Genomic DNA, 19,626 nt, shown 5'->3' with positions numbered 1-19,626 from the left:
GCTTGAGCACGACCACGCCTACGCCTTCGCTCGCCACGAAACCGTCCGCGCGATCATCGAAGGTGTAGCAGCGCCCATTCGGCGACAGCATCCCCGCATTGCCCGCGGAAGCCTGAAACGCCGGGCTCGACTGGATGAACACGCCGCCGGCCAATGCCAGCGCCACCTCGCCCGCACGCAAGGCCAGGCAACCCATATGCATCGCCACCAGCGAACTCGAACAGGCGGTGTCGATGGCGACGGCCGGCCCCTGCAGATCCAGGAAATACGAAATGCGCGCCGGCGTGATCGCACCGGAATTTCCCCAGAAGGCCTGCGGCGGAATGTTTGCCTGCGGCATCAGCGCGCTGTAGTCGCCGGTGGTGCTGCCCAGATAGACACCGCAACGGCTGCCTTCGATCGCATCGCCGACATAGCCGGCGTCCTCGAGCGCCTTCCACGACTCCTCCAGGAACAACCGCTGCTGCGGGTCCATGAAGGTCGCCTCGAGTCCCGAGATGTTGAAGAACAGGGCATCGAACTGATCGATGCCCGACACCACGCCACGGGGCAGCCCCCGCCCCTCGCCCGGCGCGTCGATCAGGTCGTCGCCGCTGGCCAGGTGTCGCCACAACTGTTCCACATCGTCGCAATGGGGATAACGCGCACTCATGCCGACGATCGCGATCGGTTCGTGAGCCGCCGTTGCCGGTAGCGGCGGACGTGGGCCGCCGACGTCGGTCGGCGTGGCGGCGACCGGTGCCACTGCGGGCGCGACGGCCGGAACGGCTGTGGCGCTCCGTGCGTTGCTGGCAACCGCGAAGCGACTGCGTAGCGGCGCTGCTGACGCGACGGCCGCAGCGCGCGAGTCGTCGACCACGGGTTCTGCGCTGGTCACGGCGACTGCGCCGATGTCCGCCCGCAGTGCATGCTCCGCAAGGATGTGCGCGCTGAGCTTTGTCACCGTGCTGTAGTCGAACAGCGCGGTGGTGTTGAGCGAGATGCCGAGCTTTTCAGAAATGACATGCACCGCGTGCACACCGAGGATCGAATCCAGGCCGTAGTCGGCGAACGGCTCGTCGGCGTCGACGAGATCCACGGAAACCTTCAGCGCGTTCGCGATCGTCTCGGCAATCGTGCGGCGCACGAATTCTTCCTGGCCGGCGCGGTCGGGCTGCACGCGCTGCGCCGGCGCGGGAGCTGCCGGTGCCGCGCGAACCGGAGCCGGAGCAGCAGCAGCCGGCCTGTCGTGCGCGACCGGCGCAGGCCGGCTGTCCCGAACAGACGCGTCGGACTGTGGCCGCGCCTTGACCGGCGCCTGGAGGACGGCGCCGTCGCTGCGCGCAACCACGATCTGTTGTCCCAGATCGTGCGCGGATTCTGCCGGGAACTGCAGCGCTTCGAAGCCTTCCCCTTCGAGCACGCGGCGCCAGGCCGCCGGGTCCAGCGCCGGCGTACCCGGAATGCGCAGCGCGTCGTCATCGAACAGCCACCAGCCTTCGGTCAGACCGAAGGTCAGGTGCGCCACGAGGCTGAAGCGGTTCATCTCGTTGAGCAGCAGCAGACCCCCATGGTGCAATGCTGCCTTGGCGTTGCGCAGCGTCGTGCGGATGTTGCGCGTCGCATGCAGCACGTTGGTCGCTATCACGAAGTCGTAGCTGCCGATGTCGATGGACTGGCTGCGCAACGGCTGCTCGACGTTGAACAGGCGGCAGCGCAGGTACGGCGCGTCCGCGGCAAACTGTTCCTCCGCGTGCATCAGGAACGACTTGGAAATGTCCGTGTAGGTGTATTCGTCGATCGCCGACGCGAACGGCCGCAGCTTGTCGAACACCAGCGCGCTGGTGCCGCCGGTGCCGGCACCGATCTCCAGAATGCGCAGGCGTCGCTGCGGGTCCTGGGCGAGGCGGTCACGGAACTGGGCCACCAGACTGTCGGCGAGCACCGTGTTGAAGTAGTCGGCGAGCGCGTTGCGGCGGTAGAAGCCTTCGACACTGCTCATCTTCGATTGCGGGAACAGCAAGTCCGTCGCGAGGCGACGGCCCGTGAGCACGTCTGGCAGCGCCCGCAGCGTGGCGTCAACGACGCCGATCTGCGCACCTAGACCGGGCTGCGCACGCCACGACACGCAGCGTTCGTCCCACTGCGACCAGGCGGCGGCCATGTCCGCCGGCGCCCCGAAGCCGGGGACCAGGCCTTCGTCCGACTCGCGCAGCAGGCCCGCTTCCGTCAGCACATGCACGCTGTGGAGCATCCAGCGCTCGTACATCGCGCGCAGTCCGCTGGCGGCGAACCATCGACGCACGGACCCGGCCGTCGGTGCCGGGAGTGGCGCGTCGAACAGGCCCAGGTGCTGCAGCTGTGCGTACAGCAGCGTCAGTTGCTGCCGGTCGAATTCCGCCTGCCACGCACGCACCGTGTCGTCGGCGATGAGTTCGGCCGGAATCGCCGCGACCTCGACCGGCATCACCACCGCGCTGCTGCCGGTCGACGCCGGCAGCTCCAGCGCCTGCAGCTGGGCTTGCGCCTGCGCCGAGAGGGTCTTCACGACCGCGAGTTGCGGCACGCGGGCGGCGAACAGCGCCTGCAGCGCGCGCAAGCCGTCATCGGGCTCGATCGAGCCGATGCCGGCCTGTTGCATCCGCTGCTGGTAGTACTCGGACGACACGGTTCCAACCGTGCCCCAGAAGCCCCAGTTGACAATCTTCACGGCGCAGGGCCATGCGGCGTTCAGTGCGTGTGCGAAGGCGTCCTTGAACGTGCAGCCGGCGGCGTAGTTGCTCTGGCCGGCTTGCTTCACGAAGCTCTGCAGCGCGGAGAAGAACAGCACGAAATCGAGCGGCTCGCCGGCGAACACTTGCGCGATGCGCACGCAGACGTCCACCTTGGCGCGCAGCGCGGTGCGCAGCCGCCCCTCTTCCATGTTGGCGAGGCTCTTGTCCAGCAGGACGATGGCGGAGTGGACGACGCCGTCGATGCGGTCGTGGCGTGCCCGGATCTCGCGATGAGCACGGGCCAGATCGTCGCGGTCCGCGGCGTCGGCCTGCAGATACAGCGGCGCGGGACCGAGCGCGGACAGACGCCGCATGCTCTGCTCGATCTCCTCGTCGACGGGGCGCCGGCCGATCCACACGATATTCGCGCGATGCTGCCGGACCAGGTATTCGCTGAAGACCTGACCGATGCCGCCGGCGCCGCCGATCATGACGTAGACGCCGCCGTCGCGGAATGTGGTCGCCTCGACCGCTGCCGGTTCGAAGCGCAGCAGCTGCTGCTGGAACCATTCGCCGGCCCGATACGCCCAGGCGTCGCCATTCGGGTCGGCGGGCAGCCGCAGCCATTCGTCGACATCACCGCTTTCGCCCGCAGGAATGTCGACGAGGCGGACCGGCCAATGTGCATATTCCTTGGCCAGGGAACCGACGAAACCATGGATGCCGGCATGGGCCGGATCGGCAACGTCGGCGGCATCGATCTGTTGCGACTGCGTCGTCAGCACCGTCCAGCCGAGCGGACGCGCGCCGTAGCCCCCGGCGAGCAGCGCCTTGACGAGCCGGAACAGCGCGATGACGCCGGTTTCCTGCGCCTCGATCAGCTGATCTTCCTCCGGCGCGGTCCACAGTGGCGACGCGATCCACACGATGTGGTCGATCGGGTTGTGCGCCGCGAGCGCGGCGGCAAGCGTTTCGACCGCACTGTCGGCGGCGGCGTCGAGCACGTGCGCGTGCGCATGGCGCTGCCGCATGGCGTGCTGCTGCTCGACCGAACCGCCGACGATGAGCACGCGCGCGTGCGGCGCGGGCCAGGCCTCGGCGAACGGACTCGCCACCGCCTCCCAGCGCGGCAGCAGCAGCGACGTGACCGCGTGTGCGGCAGCGGCCACCTCTGCGGAGGGCGCCTTCGGACTGGCGAGTGCGCGACAGACGAATCCGCGTAGGCGTACGCGGATGTCGCCCTGCTCATCGCACACGTAGACATCGAGTTTCTGCGTCTGCGTACCCGGCAGCGTGCGGTCGCGCACCAGCGCGAAACCCCGCAGCGGCGTTGCGCCGAGTATCTCGATCTCGTCGACCGAGAACGGCATGGCCGCCTGCGCGCCCGCGGTCGCGGAGGTGCCGGCAGACGCGGTGCCGAGCACGAAGCCGATGGAGGCCTGCAGCGCGCTGTCGAGGATGCCCGGATGCAGGACGTAGCTTCCCTGCGGAGCGTCGGCGTCGTCGGGCAGCGCGAGCTGCGCGAGCACGAATGGAGAATTGTCGTCCGCACCGATCTGCAGACTGCGGATGCCGCGATGCGCCGGGCCGTAGCTCACGCCCGTCGCGTCGAATACGTCGTAGCACGCGCTCGCGTCGACACGGATTTCGCAACAGCGCCCCAGCGCGGCCAGATCCACGCGTTCGTGCGCCACCGGAGCGACGAGCGCAACCCGGCCCTGCGCGTGCACGATGCGCTCGCCGCCGCTGCCACCCTCGTCGTCCGCCTGTGTGTACACCTCCCAGGCCACCTCGCCCGATTCAAGCGGATCGAGACTGACGTGGACGGCGAGGGGCGCATTGACCCGTAGCGGCCGTACCCAGACGACAGCCTTCAGCGCGAGCGTGCCGTCATCCACTTCCAATGCGCGGTGGACGGCCTGCTGCGCCATCTCGAGATAAGCGACGCCCGGAAGCATGCGCTCGCCGTGCACGCGATGGTCAGCCAGGAAGAACTCGTCTCCGGTGAACCGAGACGAATAGCGCTGTTGCGCCAGGGTCGAGGTATTGGCGTGCAGCAGGGGGTGCAGCTGGGTCACGGCTGCATCGGCCGGGACAGCCGCTGTTGGGCCCAGCGGCAGCCAATGCGTCTCCGGCGCGAAGGGATAGGTCGGCAGCGCGATGATGCGCGGCGTGTCCTGCGGATACAGGCGCGTCCAGTCGAACGCCAGTCCCTTGACCCACAGGTCCAGCACCTTGGCGTACTTGCCTCGGGCCAGCCACTTGGCAATGGTTTCGTCGAATTCGTCGTCCTCGGTCAGCGCCGACAATGCATCCTTGTTGCGCTTGACCTCGCCGCGGTGCAGTCCGTCGATGGCCGTGTCGCCACCCACGTAGCGCTGCAGTAGTCCGCTCAGCGCCGCCAGTGTGTCCGCGGTGAACGCGAGGCGATGGTCCATCGCCTCGCGCCCGACCTGCAGCGTGTAGGCGATGTCGGCCAGATCCGCATCAGCCAGTCCGCGGCGGTGGATCGCGTCCAGCAGTTGCTGCGCGCGTGCCTTGAGGCGTTCCTCGCTGCGCGCCGACAGCACGCACAGCACCGGAACTGTCCGTGTGAACGGCGCCGCGGCGGTTGCGACGTATTCCTCGACGATCACATGCGCGTTCGCGCCGCCCGCGCCGAAGGACGAAATTCCGGCAATGCGCGGGTATTCGCGCGTCACCCCAGCTAGCGTCACCTGCGGCCGGCGCCAGTCGGCCAGTGTGCGCTGCACCACGAACGGCGTCGTGCTGAAGTCGATGTTCGGATTGAGCGTTTCCGCATGCAGGCTCGGCGCCAGCTGCCGGTGCTTCATCTGCAGCAGCACCTTGGTCAGCCCGGCGATGCCGGCCGCGGCCTCGGCATGGCCGATGTTCGACTTGACCGAGCCGATCGCGCAGAACTGCGTGTCGGCGGTGTGCCGCGCGAAGGCCTGGGTGAGTCCGGTGATCTCGATCGGATCGCCCAGCGAAGTGCCGGTGCCGTGTGCCTCGATATAGCTCACCGTGCGCGCGTCGATACCGGCCTTGGCCAGCACCGATGCGATCAGCTCGCGCTGCGCGACCGGGTTGGGCACCGTATAGCCGTTGGTCTTGCCGTCGTGGTTGATACCCGTCGCGCGGATCACGCCATGGATCGGATCACGGTCGGCTACCGCCCGCGCCAAGGGCTTGAGCAGCGCCACGCCAATGCCTTCACCCGGTACGAAGCCGTCGCCGCCGGCCCCGAAACTGTGACAGCGCCCGCTCGCCGACAGCATGCGGCTGCTGCACAGCATCGCGTAGTTGGCCGGATGCAGGTACAGGTTCACACCGCCGGCGAATGCCAGCTCGCACTCGTCGCGCAACAGGTGTTGGCAGGCTTCGTGGATCGCCGTCAGCGACGCCGAGCACATGGTGTCGACGGGCATGCTCGGCCCCTGCAGGTTCAGCGCGTATGACACGCGATTGGCCAGCGAGCCGAACGAGGTCGACGGCGCCAGCGTCTCGCCGCGACGCCACAGTTCCGGGCCGTACAGGTCGAAGCCGGTCCTGGTGATGCCGGCGAATACGCCGACACGGCGCTGGTGCGCTGTTGCGAAGCGCTCGCGCGTGTAGCCGGCGTCTTCCATCGCCGCCCAGCACGTTTCCAGGAACAGGCGTTCCTGCGGGTCGACGTTCATCGCCTCGCGCGGCGAGATATTGAAGAACAGTGCGTCGAACTCGGCGAAGCCGTCGATGAAGCCGCCCCACTTGCCGTAGCTGCGGCCGCTCGCGATCGCGCGCTCCATGTCGGGCTCGAAGAAGCCCTCGATCGGCCAGCGTTCTGCTGGAATCTCGCGGATGCCGTCGCGGCCTTCGCGCAGGTTGTCCCAGTAGCTGTCGATGTCGCGCGCCTGGGGATAACGCCCGGCCAGACCGATGACGGCGACCGCCTGCGACACCGGCCGGGCCGGTTCGGAGGACACGTCCGTCGCCGACGTTGCCGGCGCGGCGGAGACGACCGCCGCAGCGCGCGCAGACCCCGGCGGCGGCGCAACGGCCGCGCCGGACACGACGGCAACCGCCGACGCGACGGCGGTCGCCGGCACAGCGGCTGGCTCGTCCAGCCCGCACCAGCGCACGCACGCCGCGTGATGGTCGCGCACCAGGTAGTCGCCCAGCTCGGCCAACGTCGGGTATTCGAAGAACAGCGTCTTGGACAGCTCGCCGAACACGCCGGTCAGCCGCGTGTTGAGCTGCATGATCACGATCGAGTCGATGCCGTAGCTCTCCAGTGGCTCGGCCACGTCGATCTGTGCCGCATCGAGCTTCGTCACGGCACCGAACAAGCGACGCAACTGCTGCAGCGTGCGCGGCCTTACTTCCGATGCTTCGGCCTGCCTGGCGGGCTCAGCGCGGGTCGCTTTCGCGTGCGTCTCCATCAGCGCGGGCGCCATCCCGTACAGCACCTGCACCTGCGCCGCACCGCTGCCGTAGGCCTGGTACAGCGCTTCGATTCCCTGTGCCGTCGGCATCGCATCCGCACCCACCGCGCGCAGCGCCTCACGCCGCTCGGCACCGACCTGCATGCCGCCCTCTGCCCACAGCGGCCAGCCGATCGACACGCTATGGCCCCGGCACTCGCCGCGAGCCACCGCCTGTGCACGCTGCTGTGCATACGCGTCCAGGAAGGCGTTCGCGAGCGCGTAATCGCCCTGCCCCACATTGCCGTAGGCCCCCGTCGCCGACGAGAACAGCACGAACGAATCCAGCGCCAGATGACGCGTCGCGCGGTCGAGATTCACGACCCCGCGCACCTTCGGCGCCAGCACCTCGCGATACTGTGCTTCGGACTTGCGCAACAGGAAGCCGTCCCGGATCACACCGGCCGAATGCACGATGCCGTCGAGACGGCCGTGGCGCGCGAGTATCCCCGCAATGAGCTCGCCGACTGCGGCCGCGTCGGCCACATCCACCCGACGGCAATCGACCGTGAGTCCACCCAACGACGGCAGCCCGGCCGGCTCGCCGCGCCCCACCAGCACCACCGTCGCCGTCCCAACCTCGCGTTCGATCGCCTCGGCGACCCGGCGTCCCAGGCCGCCGCCGCCGCCAGTGATCAGGTACACGCCGCCGCGCTTCCACGGCTGCACCGGCGCCGATCCCACCAGTGGACGGAAATGCCGCGCCTGCCAGAGCCCATCCGCATAGCGCAACTCCGCCGCCTCGCTGGCCGCACACCGCGCCAGCTGCGCCGCCAGCCACGGCGTGTCCGACACGTCCTCGACCCCGATGACTTGCCCGCGCAGCAGCGGCTGTTCCTGCTGGGCCGTCTTGAGCAGACCGGCCAGCGCGTACAGCGTCGCCTCGCCCGCCGGTATCACCAGCTGGATCCGAAGCGGCGCGCGCGGCCGGTCCTGCAGCCAGGTCTGCACCCGCTGCAGCAACTGCCAGCCGTAGCGCGCGAACCGCTCCGCCTCGTCGCCGTCTGCCGCCAGCGTTTCCACCCGCGCCGATGGCCACGCATCGCCCTGCACCGCACTGCGCCAGCCGGCGAACAGTATCCACTGCTCGCCATCCGTGACCGCCGCTGCCGCCAGCGACGCCGGCTCCCACTGCGGCGTCAGCAGCAGCGCCTGCGGCGTTGCCGCATCCGGCATGAGCGCCGCTGCCGTCGCGGTCGGCATCGCCGGCGCCGGCTCCGCGTCCGGCAGCCAGTAGCGCGGCCGCGCAAAGGCATAGCCGGGCAGATGTACACGCCGAGGCGCGCCCTGGCCGTACAGGCGTTTCCAGTCGACCGAAAATCCCTTTATCCACAACTGAGCCAACTTGCGCAGCTTGCCTTTGGCGAGCCACTTGGCAACGAGTTCGGCGGAGTCCTCGTCGTCCGTCAGCAGGCCGACGGCATCGCGATGCTGACGGCATTCGCCGACGAAGCCGTCCTCGTCGCCGGATACCGTGCCGGTCTCCACGAACGCGGCCAGGCGCGCCTTCAGCTGGACCGCATCCGCCGCAACGATCGCGAGGCGGTGGTCGAACGCTTGGCGCCCGACCTGCAGCGTGTAGGCGAGGTCGGACAGCGGCACGTCGTCGCGCTCGAGATGCGCGAGCAGCCGCTGCGCCTGCGCACGCAGGCGCTCCGCGTTGCGCGCCGACAGCACGACCAGCGCGGCCGCAGAATGCTGCAGCGCCTCGCGCGGCGCGCGGTACTCCTCCAGGATCACATGGGCGTTTGAACCGGTGGCGCCGAAGGAACTCAGCGCGGCACGCCGTGGATAGACGACGACCTGCCCGTTCTCCAGGCGTCGGGAGCGCCGCCATTTCTCCGTGCGCGTCTGCACGACGAACGGCGAACGCTGCCAGTCGATATGCGGATTCAGGGTCTGCGCGTGCAGCGACGCAACCAGCGTGCGGTGCTCGAGCTGCAGCACGGCCTTGATCAGCCCGGCCACGCCGGCCGCCGCTTCGGCATGGCCGATGTTCGACTTCAGCGAACCGATGGCGCAGAAGCCGACATCCTGGGTATGGCGGCGAAACGCCTTGCCCAGTCCTTCGATCTCGATGGGATCGCCCAGGGAGGTGCCTGTGCCGTGTGCTTCGACATAGCCGATGCTGCGGGCGTCGACGCCTGCCTTGCGCAGGCATTGCCCGATCATGTCGGCCTGCGCCGTCGGGCTCGGCACCGACGCGCCGCCGACCGCGCCGACATGATTGACGGCGCTGCCTTTCACCACCGCATAGACCGCATCCCGATCGGCACGCGCCCGGCGCAACGGCTTGAGTACGACGACGCCCACGCCTTCGGCCGAGACATAGCCGTCGCCTCCGGCGCCGAAGCTGCGGCAGCGGCCATCGCTGGCATGCATGTCGGCCATGCCGTAGGTCAGGTACTTCGCCGGATGGAGCGACAGGTTCACGCCGCCGGCGAGGGCGACCTCGCATTCGCCGTGACGGACACTTTCGAGCGCGAGATGAACGGCGGTGAGCGACGACGAGCACACCGTGTCGATGGTGATGCTCGGTCCATGGAAATTGCAGAAATAGGAGACGCGATTGGCGATCATGCCGGCCGACAGGGACAGCGGCAGCACCTGCCGGTCCTGCAGCCGCTGCGCGCCAACCAGCGCGTAGTCCTTGTGCATCGCGCCGGCGAAGACCCCGACCGGCCGGCGCCGGCCGTCCTCGCCGAGATCGGCCAGCGTCGCCGGCGTGTAGCCGGCGTCCTCGATCGCGCTCCAGGCGACCTCGAGGAACTGGCGTTCCTGCGGGTCCATCAGCTCCGCGTCACGTGGCAGGATGCGGAAGAACTCGGCGTCGAAGCAGTCCGCCTCCGCGATGAAGCCGCCCCATCGCGACATATCCTTGCCGGATGCGGACTTGACCCGATCGAGCAGGTGCCAGTCCCAGCGCGACGCCGGCACTTCCGTGATGCAGTCCTTCGCCGCCAGCAGATTGGCCCACAATTCGCGCACATCCAGCGCCTGCGGGAAGCGTCCGGCCATGCCGATGACCGCGATGTCGGTCTCGCTTCCGGCGGCGAGCGGTGCGGACTCGCGCACGATCGGCGGCGCAGCGACGGCCACCGGCTTGGCAATGGCTTCCACCGTCCCGCCGGCCGCCGCCGGCGCGACGCTGCCGGCGCGCGACGCACGAGTGGTGTCCTGCGCCGGCGCGCCGTAGCTGGCGCTCAGATGTTCGGCGAGAGCGTCGACGCTGGTGTGCTCGAACAGCAGCGTTGGCGACAGCGGCACCTGCAGCCGGCCTTCGACGAGTTGCACGAGTTCGAGCAGGCTCGCGGAATCCAGCCCCAGGTCGTAGAAACCGGCACGGACGTCGACCTGATGGGTACTCACGCCGAGGCGCTGCGCGACGATGCGCTGCAGGAATGCCTGCCAGGGCGCGCGCCGGTCGTCGCCGGCCGCCGGTGCGGGCGAGCGCTCCGGTGCCGGCGTCGCTCCAGTGATGCGTGGCGCTGGCGTGTGCCCGGTTGCCCCCTCGTCACGCGCCGGCGACCGATCGAGCCGGGCCGGGTCGCGTATGGCCTTGGTGGTCAGATTGGTGAGTTCCGCGACCTTGGCGCCGCACTCGTCGAAGAACTCCAGCGACAGCGAACACAGATCCTGCTGCAGCTTGATCCGGTCGGTCCGGATGCGCGCGACGCAGCGGTCCGACAGCAGGTGGGAGGCGCGGAACGACTCGATCGCGATCGGCAGGAACAGGGGCAGCGCGCCGTCGCCGGTTGCGTCGACGACGCTGCTGAGGCCAATGGCGCAGCCGTCGAGCAGCGCCGGATGGAACATCAGCTCCATGCCTTCGGGCGCGAACGACGGGTCGACGGCACAGTCGATGTAGATCGCATCGGCGGTCGCATAGCGTGCGCCGCGAGGCTGCATGAAGCCGCCGTGGACGAGGCCGTGCGACCGGCACTGCTCATAGACGCGGTCGAGCGAGGTGCGTTCGGCACCGGAGGCGAGGATGGCCTCGAGATCGAGGGTCTCGTCGAACTGCACCGGCCCGGTCGCGCTGACCTGCGCGCTGCAGTAACGCCGCCGCGTTCCGCCGGCCATGTCCTGGCCGTGGATCTCGATGCGCCAGTTCGTCGCATCGATCTGGCGGCTGTCGATCTCGATCAGGAGTTCCTCATCGGCGGCGATCGACAGCGGGTGGTAGATCGACACGTTGCGCAGCGACCAGCCCAGGTGGTCGAGCCCCTGCTCCCGCAGCGTCTGATACAGCAGATCGACGTACGCCAGCCCCGGCAGGACATGGCGGCCATGGACGACGTGATCGCGCAACACCGGGTGCTGGGCGTTCAGGTAAAACCGGTCTTGCGTCGAATTCATCGCAGTGGCTGCCATCAGTGACGGTTCGCGAGGGGTTTTTTCCAGAAATTTCTCGATGCCGATGCGCTGCTTATCGGCACGACGGTCGCCGCCGGACCGATGGCATCGAGATCGAGCCGCTCCAGTCGCGGCGGATCCAGCGGCTGCCGCCGTGCGACGTAGCCGGGCTGCCCGAATGCCTGCACCACGACATGCGCATTGGTACCACCGTCGGCGAACGAATTGATCGCGGCGGCCCGCTGCGGTGCCTCCCACGTCGCGACGCTGCGGCAGAAGCCCAGCCCGGCACCGGCGACATCAAAGTGCTGCAGTGGCTGCTGCGCGGACAGGAACGGCACGCGCCGGCCGTGATGCAGCATCAGCACGACCTTGAGGAAGCTCGCGATACCCTCGGCGCAGAGCGGATGGCCGATGTTCGGTTTCATCGAGCCTAGCTCGCACAGACGCTCGCTGCCGCCATAGACCGCGGCAAGCGCCTTGAGCTCGAGCAGATCGTTGACTTCGGATCCTGCGCCATTCGCCTCGACGTGCGTGACCGCGTCCGGGGCCAGCCCGCTGCGCCGCAGCGCGCCACGCATCACGTCGATCTGCGCCTGGACGTTCGGCGCCGACGGCCCGGCGGTGCGTCCGTCGTTGTTGATCTCCACCGCCTTGACCACCGCATAGATGCGGTCGCCGTCGGCCTGGGCCTGATCGACAGTCTTGAGCAGCACCATGCCGACACCCTCGCCGAGCACGGCGCCGCCGGCGCGCCGGTCGAACACATGGAAGCTGCCGTCACCTTGCAGCAAGCCGCGATGCCGGAACATCTGCACGGCGGCGTCGGTGTGCAGCACGTTCACGCCGCCGACCAGGGCCGCCGTCGTGCGGCCGCTCTGCAATGCCTGGATCGCGACGTCCATGGCCACGAGCGCGGACGAGCATGCGGTATCCACGACGAGGCTGGGGCCGCGCAGGTCGAAGAACTGCGAGACGTTAGCGGCGAGGTAGTTCTGGCCGGTTGCGAGTATCGGGTTCGGCGCCTGCAGCAGGCTCGCGCGGTCCGCGCGATGCTCGCTGCGGGCGCCGAGGTAGACGCCGGTCGCCGTGCCGCGCAGATCGGCCGGGGTGTAGCCGGCGTCGTACCAGGTCTTGAGCGCCTCCTCCAGCACCAGCAACGCCTGCGGATCCATCGCCCGCGCATCCGCCGGCGAGAGCCGGAAATAGCGCGCGTCGAAGCGCCGCAGATCGTCGAGCAACGCCGCATGTGCGTCGCAGGGGACGCCCCAGCGCGACTCGGGCACTGCGGCGATCGCGGAGCGCCCGTCACAGAGCAGCGACCAGTAGTCCTGCGCGGTATCGCAACCGGCGAAGCGGCACGACAGGCCGACCACGGCGATGTCCTGTGCCTGCGGCAAGGCGCGCAGGCGGCCGGCCGGCACGGCCGGCACGGGCAGCGCCGCCGGCGACCCCAGCGGAGCCGGTTGCAGCGGCGCGTGGGCGACGGGCGTCGCCCCAGCCGCCGACGCGAACTTCTCGCCGTGGTGGCGCAGCAGCCAGCCGCCGAAGGCCTCGATCGTCGGATGCTCGTACAGGATCGACGGATCGAGCGCCTCGCTCACGTGTCGGCTGATCGGCGACAGCAACTGCGCCAGCATCACCGAATCGGCGCCGTACTCGGTCAGCGGCGCATCGGTGCGGATGCGCGAGCGCTCGATGCCGAGATGGTCGGCCACGAGGTCGCGCAGCCACTCGTGCAGCGCGCCGGTGGCGGCGCCGGCGGCATCGGCTTTGACCTCGCTGGCCGCCGCCATTGGCCGGGGCGCCGCCACCGGCGCCTCGGGCGGGCGATGTGCCAGCGGTTCAGCCGGCCAGCGGCGCTCGTCGGTCCAGGCCGGCAACACGGTGCCGCGGCAGTGGGCCGCGAGCACTTCATCGAGTAGCGCCAGCCCCTCATCGTCGTCGAGCGTGAGCAGTCCGCTGCGCTCGTACGCGCGGCTCCGTACGGCGCCCATGCCGCTCTGTGCCCAGCTCGGCCACTGGATGCTGACGACCGGCACGCCCTGCTGCGCCTGGGCTTCGGCGTAGGCGTCCATGAATGCGTTGGCGGCGGCGTAGTCGCTCTGGCCGGCCGCCAGGGCGGGAACGGCCGCCGAAACCGACGAGAACAGTGCGGCGAACTGCAGCGGCTGCGGGCGCAACTGCGCGAACAGAACCGGCAGCGCCGCCACTTTCGGCTCAAGCACCGCAAGGACATCGGCCGCCCGCTTGCGCACGAAGGCCGGCGTCACTGCATCGGCGCGGCCGGCGCAGTGCAGCCATCCGGCGATCGGTCCCTGCGTGCGGTTGACCTCGGCGATTTCGCGTGCCACGGCCTCCGCATCGGTCAGAGGTACGTGGGAGACACGTACCGACGCGCCGTCTGCCTCGAGCGCGAGCAGGTCGCGCAGCCGCTGCGCCAGGGCGGTCTCCTCGCGCGCCAGCGTTTCCCAGGATGCGCGTTCGGGCAGGGGCTCGCGGCACGTCAGGAACAGGTGCCTGACGCCGTAGTGCCGCACGAAATGCCGGGCGCACTGATAGCCGAGGCCGCGCGTACCACCAGTGATCCACAGCACCGCGTCCTGCGGAAACGGCGTGTGCGGGGCCAGGGACGGACTTCCGGCGACCGCAGTCTCATCCGGCGCCGTCTCCTCGAGCACCGCGCGGTAGCGTGCGCCGCCGCGGCGACACACCTGCGCGTCTTGCACCTGCGTGAAGTATTCGTCGCGGATCTGCTGCGCCGCCACGTCGTCTGCCTCGGCAGCCTCGAGATCGAGATGCCGCGAAGCGATGCGCGAGTACTCGCTCTGCAGGATGCGGTAGAAACAGGCACGCAGCGCGCCGGCCGGATCGACGGCCGTGTCGCCACAACGTTCCAGCCCGCGCGTGACGCCAAGGGCCATGCCGCCCGATGCCGCACGTGCCTGCACCCAGGCCTGCAGCAGCGACAGCCCGTCTAGCGGGTCGGCGCCGTCCGCCGCGCAACCGGCGAGATCGATGAGGCCGTCGAACTCCGCCAGGCGCAGCGGCGAGCGGTCAGGCTCCCGGGAGCCGTCGTACAGTTCGCTGCCTGCCAGCTGAGCCTGCAGCGCCAGCGCGAGCGCGCGTGTCGCTTCGTCCGCCACGATCAGCACGCGCTGGCCAGAGCGCAGCTCGACCACCGCGGAGGCCGCATGCCACTGCTTGCGCAGGATCCGCTTGCGACGCCGGATCGGCGGCGCCCCGTCCATCGCGGCCGCCACGGCGGACGGCGCAACGACGTAGGGCAGCGGCGTCGACGGAATCCAGTGGCGTTCCGCCGCGAAGGGATAGGTCGGCAGGGACAGCCGGCGCGGTCGGCGGTCGGCATGCAGCAGCCGCCAGTCGAACGCGAGGCCCTGTACCCACAGTTCCAGCAACTTGCCGTACTTGCCGCGCTCTACCCACTTGGCCAGCGCCTGTTGCAGTTCCTCATCGTTGCCGAGCAGCGACACCGCGTCCCTGCGCCGGGCGTCGCCGCGGTAGCAGCCCTCGCCCGAGGTGCCCTGCTCGAGGTACGCGCGGAGGCGTTCCATCAGTTCCGGCAGTGACGTCGCAATGAACGCCACGCGGTGTTCCATCGCCTCGCGGCCGACCTGCAGGGTGTAGGCCAGATCCGCCAGCTCGTGGGGTGCGCACTGCTGCGCCTCCAGATGCCGCAGCAACTGCTGTACCTGCACACCGAGGCGTTCCTCGCTGCGCGCCGACAGCACCACCAGCGCCGGCCGTGCCGACGGCTGCGACCCGGTGTCGTCGATGTATTCCTGCACGATCAGATGCGCATTCGCGCCGCCCGCGCCGAAGGACGAAAGGCCTGCGATACGCGGCAGCTCCCGGAGTTCACCGTCGCGCTCGACTTGCCGCCGCGGCCAGGCGGTCAGCGTGCGCTGGACGAAGAACGGCGTGTGCTCGAAAGTGATGTGCGGGTTCAGCGGCTCCGCGTGCAGTGACGGCACCAGTTGCCCGTGGCGCATCTGCAGCAGCACTTTTGCCAGACCGGCGATTCCGGCTGCGCTCTCCAGATGACCGACATTGGACTTCACCGATCCGATCGCGCAGTACTGTTTGTCCTCGGTGAACTGCGCAAACGCCTGGGTCAACCCGGCGATCTCGATCGGATCGCCCAGGCTCGTGCCGGTGCCGTGGGCTTCGACGTAGCTGATCGCGCGCGCGTCCACGTCGGCGTCGCGCAGCGCCTCCGCGATGACCTGCGCCTGCGCCTGCGGATTGGGCACGCTGTAGCCGTTGGTCTTGCCGCCGTGGTTGATGCTCGAGCCCAGGATCAGACCGTAGATGTGATCACCCTGCGCCAGCGCACGATCCAGCGGCTTGAGCAGCACCGCGCCCACGCCTTCGCCCGGCACGTAGCCGTCGCCGTGCGCACCGAAACTCTCGCAGCGGCCGCGGCTGGAGAAGAACTGCGCCTGCGAGAGGATCAGATACTTGTTCGGGTGCACCGACACGTTGACGCCGCCGGCGATCGCCGCCGCGCACTCGCCGCTGCGCAGGCTGCCGCAGGCCAGGTGGATAGCCGTCAGCGAGCTCGAACACATCGTGTCGATCGCCAGGCTCGGTCCCTGCAAGTTGCAGTAGTACGACACCCGGTTGGCGATCGACGCGGCACTGCTGCTCAGCGCATACGGCTCGCCCAGCGCCTGCGCCTGCGCGCCGTAGAGCTGGTATTCCGTGTACATCACGCCGACGAACACGCCGACATTGCCGCGGACCTCGCTGCGCAGCGACTCGCGCGTATAGCCCGCGTCTTCCAGCGTTTCGTAGGCGCACTGCAGGAACAGGCGTTCCTGCGGATCCAGGATCTGCGCTTCGCGCGGAGCGATGCTGAAGAACAGCGCGTCGAAGTTCTCCACGCCGTCGATGAACCCGCCCCACTTGCTGTAGCTCTTGCCGATCCTGCCCTTCTCCGCGTCGAAGAAGTCGCGGTGATCCCAGCGCGACGCGGGTATCTCGGTGATGCAGTCACGGCCTTCGGTGAGGTTCTGCCAGTAGGCCTCGAGCGTCGGCGCCTGCGGATAGCGACCGCTCATGCCGACGATCGCGATCGGCGTCACCGCGGGTGCAGCAGGTGCCGCCACGCTGGGCATGACGCCCGGGCGGCGGCCGCGGCGCGGGCGCACCCCCCCCGCTGCCGACGGAGCCGGCGCTGCCAGAGAACCTGCCGCGGCCGGCGGGGCCGGCGCCGGCCGCGTCTCCACGTGCAACTGCGCCAGCAGCGTGGTGCGATGCTGGCGCAGGAAATACTGCGCCAGCGCCGCGATCGTCTGGTACTCGAACATCAGCGTCTTGGGCAGCGCGCCGAACGCTTCCTGCAGCGCATCGACGAGCTTGAGCGCGAGGATCGAGTCGATGCCGTAGCGCTCCAGCGGCGCGTCTGCATCGATGCGCTCCGGTGCGAGCTTGAGTGTCTGCGACAGCCGCTGCTTGAGGTAGCGGATCGTGCGGTCACGCAGGTCGTCGGCATCGATGCCCGCCGGCACGGGTGCCGCGGACACGGCAGGCGCCGGCACCGCGGATGGCGCCGGCGCCTGCAGCGCCTCGCGCGTGCCATTGAGCACCACCACCTGTTCCGCCTCGCTCGCCCACGCCGCCTGCAGCGCGGCCAGACCTTCGGCCGTGCCCAGCGGCTCCCAGCCTTGCTGCCGCAGCCGTTGCAGCGCGTCGTCGTCCAGCCGCATCCCGCCTTCGGCCCACAGCGGCCAGGCTATCGCCACGGTGCGCCCCGTCGCCGTACCGTCCCGCACGCAGGCCGCGCGGTAGCGTGCATAAGCGTCCAGGAACGCATTCGCCGTCGCGTAGTCGCTCTGCCCGACTGCCCCGGCCACGCCGGCCACCGACGAAAACAGCACGAAACCGTCCAGCGCCAGGCCGCGCGTGGCACGGTCGAGGTTGACCGTGCCCGCGACCTTGGCCGTCCACACCGCGCGCAACTGCTCCAACGTCTTGTGCAGGATGAAGGCATCGTCGATGACGCCGGCGCTGTGCACGACCGCGTTGAGGCCGCCGTGACGCGCCACGATCGCCTCGGCGCAGGCCTGCACTGCCGCGGCGTCGCCCACGTCGAGTTCGCGGTATTCCACCTGCGCGTCGCGGCCGCTGCGCGCGAGTGACGCCAGCGCCTCGCGTCGCGCCGCATCGGGTGCCGAGCGGCCCGTGAGCACCAGCCGCGCACCTTGGGTGTGGCGCAGGATTTCGCCGGCGACGATCAGGCCCAGGCCGCCGATACCGCCGGTGATCCAGTACACCCCGCCGTCACGCCACGGCACCGGCGGCGCTGCCGGCGGGTCCAGCGGACACAGATTCAGCACCTCGCGGTCGCCGCCGCGATAACGCACCTGCGCGTCGGAGGTACCTGCGTTCTCGCGCACGGCGCGCAGCAGCAGGGCCTCGTCCGCGTCGTTCCCCAGCTCGATCACCTGCCCCTGGAACAGCGGGTTCTCCTGCGCCGCACTCCTGAGCATTCCGGACACCGCGCCCAGCAATGCACCGTGATGCTCACCCCAGGCCGGCCCGTGCCGCGCCGTCAGCACCTGCAGCCGGATCGGCACCGTCGGCTGATCCGCCAGTCCCTCGCGCACCAGCGCGAACACCGATTCCCATGCCGCACCCAGCGTCTCCACATCCGTCACTGTCGGCAGCGCCAGCCAGCGCGCCGCCACCCCGCTCGCGCGCAGTGCTTCCAGCCGTGGTGCATACGCCGCATCCACGCAGACCCAGTGCGTCGACGCCGGCGCCGCCACCGGCACCGCCGGTCGCGCCTCCCAGCGCTGCGTCAGCAGCGCCGTCTGCGCCGCTTCACTGCCCAGAACGCGCGAGGTCAGGCCCTGCAGGCGCACGCATACGCGCCCCGCTTCGTCACAGACATCGACGTCGAGCGTCAGCGTCGACGACGACACACGGCCGCGCGTCCGCAGATACACCCAGGCCGATACAGGCGTCGGACCGGCAATCTGCAGGCGCTCCAGCACGAACGGCAGCATCGGGCGCAGGCCGGGCGCGGCTTCGCTGGCATCCGTCTCGCCGAGCAGCAGCGCGACGGCCGCCTGCAGCGCGCTGTCGAGCACGCTGGGATGCAGCACGTAGTCGTCCCGGGTCGTCGCGACGCACGCCGGCAGCGCGACGCGCGCCAGCACGAACGCCCCGCCAGCCGCGTCGACACCGAGGTTCAGCTCGGTGAGACCGCGATGTGCCGGACCGTAGTCGAGTCCGGCGGCGCTGAAGAACCGATAGCAGGCCGACGCCTCGACGGAGCGGTCGCAGCGGGCACGCAGGCCAGCGATATCGACAACGGAAAGATCCGCCGGCGCCGGTGTCACGACGAGTCCCTGCACATGCAGGGTCGCACCGTCGGCGCTTCGGACGTCGAACTCGATGCCGCCGTCGTCGCGTGCGGCGAGTTCGATGTCGAGTGCGACGCCGTCATCTGCCACGACAGGTCGCAGCCACGTCACGTCACGCAGTTCGAGTGCGGTTGCCGCCTCGTCGAGACTGCGCGCGACGGCCGCACGTGCCATCTCGAGACAGACCACGCCGGGCAGCAGGCGGCGGCCGGTCATGACGTGATCGCGCAGAAAGAATTCGTCGCCGGAGAAGGCGACGGAGAAACGCTGCCCGGAGAAATCGGAGGTATTACGGTGCAGCAGCGGATGCAGCGCCGGGACGGACGCCATCGGCGCCTGCGCGTACTTCAGCAGCTGCAGCGCCTGGATCTTGGACAGGCGCCCGGCCGTCAGCTCGCGCAGAACGAATTCCGAATACTTCATGACGAATATCCTTCTGTCCGGGCGTGCTCCAGCCGGTCGAGCGCCTGCATCGCATCCTGCAATGTGACGCTGTCGGCGATGAGGCCGTCCAGCAGACGCTCCAGCGCCGCGTCGTCCGGTGTCCCGCTGGCGTCGCGATAGCGCATGTGTTCCACCGTCGTCGACGGCGCTCGGCCGGTGCCGGTCTCGACCCAATAGCGTTCGCGCGCGCACGGGTACGCCGGCAGGCTGACGCGCCGCGGCGCGCGCGCCGCGTGGCGCGCCGCCCCCGCCTACAGACGCTGCCAGTCGAAAGGC

The 19,626-nt window shown here is 69.6% G+C and carries 3 protein-coding genes; all 3 read right to left on the bottom strand.

The features are described from left to right. Window positions 1-11,515: SDR family NAD(P)-dependent oxidoreductase (locus RUU78_RS03250; RefSeq protein WP_313913627.1), on the bottom strand; the 11,515-nt coding region annotated here is incomplete at its 3' end. Window positions 11,516-11,529: 14 nt separating this feature from the next. Next, a complete protein-coding gene (locus RUU78_RS03245) occupies window positions 11,530-19,329 on the bottom strand; it encodes an SDR family NAD(P)-dependent oxidoreductase (protein ID WP_313913625.1) in 7,800 nt (2,599 codons plus the stop codon). Next, the gene (locus tag RUU78_RS03240) at window positions 19,326-19,475 is read right to left on the bottom strand and encodes a hypothetical protein (protein WP_313913622.1); all 150 of its coding nucleotides are present in this window, start codon (window positions 19,473-19,475) and stop codon (window positions 19,326-19,328) included. Before RUU78_RS03240 ends, RUU78_RS03245 begins: the two co-directional genes overlap by 4 nt. Between the last annotated feature and the right edge of the window lie 151 nt (window positions 19,476-19,626).

Origin of the sequence: Tahibacter sp. (assembly GCF_032229445.1) — a bacterium.
Taxonomy (GTDB): Bacteria; Pseudomonadota; Gammaproteobacteria; order Xanthomonadales; family Rhodanobacteraceae; genus Tahibacter.
This window is presented reverse-complemented; position numbering and strand designations above follow the sequence as displayed.

Coding starts and splice junctions, on each gene's coding strand:
- RUU78_RS03240 (WP_313913622.1), bottom strand. CDS start 19,475: ATGCGCTATCGCGACGCCAGCGGGACACCGGACGACGCGGCGCTGGAG.
- RUU78_RS03245 (WP_313913625.1), bottom strand. CDS start 19,329: ATGAAGTATTCGGAATTCGTTCTGCGCGAGCTGACGGCCGGGCGCCTG.